Source organism: Ruthenibacterium sp. (assembly GCF_017421385.1).
Classification (GTDB): Bacteria; Bacillota; Clostridia; order Oscillospirales; family Ruminococcaceae; genus Ruthenibacterium; species Ruthenibacterium lactatiformans.
In genome coordinates, this window is sequence record NZ_JAFOIN010000012.1 from 1 (window position 1) to 2,599 (window position 2,599).

Sequence of the window (2,599 nt, forward strand, 5' to 3'; positions counted from 1 at the left end):
AACAGCAGATACTGAGGCTTCCGGGTTTCAGCCACTCGGGCAAGCTCAAAGAACAGCGTTCCTCTGGGGTCTGCGAATCCATGCCTGCTTCCGGCAATGCTGAAACTCTGGCACGGAAATCCGCCACAGAGAAGTTCGAAACCCGGCATGCTGCCGGCGTCTGCTTTTCGGATATCTTCACAGAACCACTCTCCCCTCGTGTCAAACAGCACGCGGTAGCTGCGCTCCGCATGCTCGTCCTGTTCGCAATGACCTACACATTCAAATCCCCCGGCACGGCGCAGCCCCTCCCGAAAACCACCGATCCCTGCAAACATATCTAAAAATCGAATTGCTTTTTCACATCACACTCCATTTTGAAAATTAAGATCAGCTTATCCTGCAAGCAGCAGGCATCCCCCCTTTGGCAAACAGAAAAAGCCCCGCGGCGTCATGGTTTTTGCCATGCGCCGCGGGGCCTTTCTCCCGTTATGCTTCGTATCCCTGCGGATTGCCTTCTCCGCAAAATTCTTCAGCATCGTATGTACTTTCTTCGCTGTACGCCTCTGTTTCGCACTCTGTGGTATCCGTGTCCGCTCCGGTTGTTTCTTCGGCCTGTGCGCCGCTCTCCGGGGCGCACAGTACCGCTTCCCCGCCTACTTCATCCGCCGCATCGCCGTCGCCGCACCCATCCGCTGTTTCCGCCTGCCGTTCGGCCTCCATAGCCCCGCTCATTTTTTCCAGCTCATCCTCGATCAGGCCCAGCACGAATTCCTTTTGTGTCAGCCGCCGGTGATATGTGCGCTCATACCATGCAAGGTACTCCTTCACCCTCTGGAAAAGTTCCTCCGATACCGTAAATGCCAGCGTCCGTCCGTTTGCCATTGTTTTTCCGCCTTTCTCTTTGTCGAAATGTTCTTTTGCCGCCATCTCAAAAAATTGGGACATCGTGATGTTCTTCGCTTCCAGCTCGTCCTTGATCTGCTGGTGCAGGTCTGCGGGCAGCTTCACGGAAGCATTGCGCAGTTCCATGGCTTTTCTCTCCTTTTTCCGGTGTCGCCCTTCCTTTCGGCGCAACACAAGGATATCCCAAAGCCATGGCCAAAGCTATCACCATACCCAATGACATTTCGATGTTATTCTTCGCTTTTTACGTCATTTCCAACAATGGCAGGCCCGGCCTTTTACAGACCGGCCAGAAAATCCAGCATCTGGCCGGGCACTGTTTCCTCCCCGGCGGACGGATGTATGCTGACGGTCCGCAGCTCCTCCCGCAGAACACGGCGCAATGTCTGCTCCAGTGCTTCCGCTTCCCTGCTCCGCAGGATCGCTCCCGCCACAAACGCCGTTTTCTTTCCTTCCGGCACGGTCTGCAGGATCTCCCACGCACGCTGCTGCTCCGGATCGCCGGGCCGGGGACGGAACGAAAAGCAGGCCCGTTTTTTCACTGGGTGATGCCGAGGGCCGCCATCTGCTGCGCGAGGCGCTCAAAGCCCGCCGCGTTGATCCGGCTGTCCGTCAGCGGGATTACACGGCACAGCCGGTCTCTCTCCCGGAGATTGCGTGCCGCTACGCCCGCCCCGCCGCCCAGAATCACCACCGGAAGGGCTTTGAGGTCGAAGCCCGCCTCCATCGCCGCGGACAGCAGATGCTCTGTATACTGCCGCCCCTGCCGCTCGATCACACCGCGGGCTTCTTCATCCATGCTGCAGGGCTGCCCGCTGAGCACACGCTCGATCTGCGCGTCCGTCAAAGACAGGCCCGTGTCCCGCAGCACCTGTTCCCGTGCTTCGTCCAGACACCGAATCATGCCCAGCTCCAGGCTCCGGCAGGTCCCCGCACTGGCGGAGCCATTGTCCAGACGCATCATGTCCACCGTCCAGCCTCCGATGTCCATCAGCAGGAAGGACGGCTCGCCCGCGATGAGGTCCGGATGCATCGCCAGAGCGGAATATCCCTGCGGGTACAGCCAAACGCCTTCCACCGTCACCTCATACGCCTCTCCCTCATACCGGTATTTCACCGGCTGGGGAGAGCGCAGCAGATATTTTTTAAAGCTGCCCTTTTGCCGTCCGTAGCTCGTCAAAGGCAGGCCGGACGCCAAAGCCACGGTACATCTGCGCGGCAGATGCCGCCTTTCCAGCTCCCTGGCGATGGCTGCCAGCGTCAGCAGGTAATAGGTGTCGTTCGCCATCTTTTCCCGCTGTACCGGCTGGCGGCCCGTCCCGCACACGTACCATTTCCCCTCGTACTCCAGCACATCCTGCCGGGTGTAGGGTTCGTGGTTGTATGCCGTGAGGCCCGTGGGGAACACACAGTGGGCGGTTTTGATGGCCGCATAGCCGTGGTCGACCCCGATGATCGTTTTTTCGTTCGCTTGCATCGCTCCTTTCGCACAACTCCCGGGGGATTACTCTCTTTTCCAGCCGGTAATATATACCCGGGGTGGGGGTCCGGGGGAGGGGGAAAACGCAGTACGCCCCGGTTCCCCGGGGCGCCTGTTCCGCTCCTCACACCCGCAAAAGGGTATACTTTCCCCTGGGCTTGCGCGGTTTGAATTTTTTGCCCGGCTCTGGCCTGGGCCTTGTTTTATCTATCTGAACGCCGCCCGGTGCACTCT

At 59.1% G+C, this 2,599-nt stretch carries 4 protein-coding genes; all 4 read right to left on the minus strand.

The features are described 5' to 3' along the window. A partial coding sequence (dcm, locus tag IIY41_RS01330; RefSeq protein ID WP_287399321.1) for a DNA (cytosine-5-)-methyltransferase occupies positions 1 to 317 on the minus strand: 317 nt, incomplete at its 3' end. 151 nt (positions 318 to 468) lie between these two features. Next, positions 469 to 1,011: a hypothetical protein gene (locus IIY41_RS01335; RefSeq protein WP_287399323.1), complete on the minus strand. Its 543-nt coding sequence runs from the start codon at positions 1,009 to 1,011 to the stop codon at positions 469 to 471. 152 nt (positions 1,012 to 1,163) lie between these two features. Beyond that, a complete protein-coding gene (locus tag IIY41_RS01340) occupies positions 1,164 to 1,427 on the minus strand; it encodes a plasmid segregation centromere-binding protein ParR (RefSeq protein WP_270248645.1) in 264 nt (87 codons plus the stop codon). Then, positions 1,424 to 2,362, minus strand: coding sequence for a ParM/StbA family protein (locus tag IIY41_RS01345; RefSeq protein ID WP_287399326.1), 939 nt, complete (start codon positions 2,360 to 2,362; stop codon positions 1,424 to 1,426). Before IIY41_RS01345 ends, IIY41_RS01340 begins: the two co-directional genes overlap by 4 nt. Positions 2,363 to 2,599: the final 237 nt, after the last annotated feature.

Excerpts from the sequence above, each read along its gene's own strand:
- IIY41_RS01335 (WP_287399323.1), bottom strand. The coding sequence starts at position 1,011 with ATGGAACTGCGCAATGCTTCCGTGAAGCTGCCCGCAGACCTGCACCAG.
- IIY41_RS01345 (WP_287399326.1), bottom strand. The coding sequence starts at position 2,362 with ATGCAAGCGAACGAAAAAACGATCATCGGGGTCGACCACGGCTATGCG.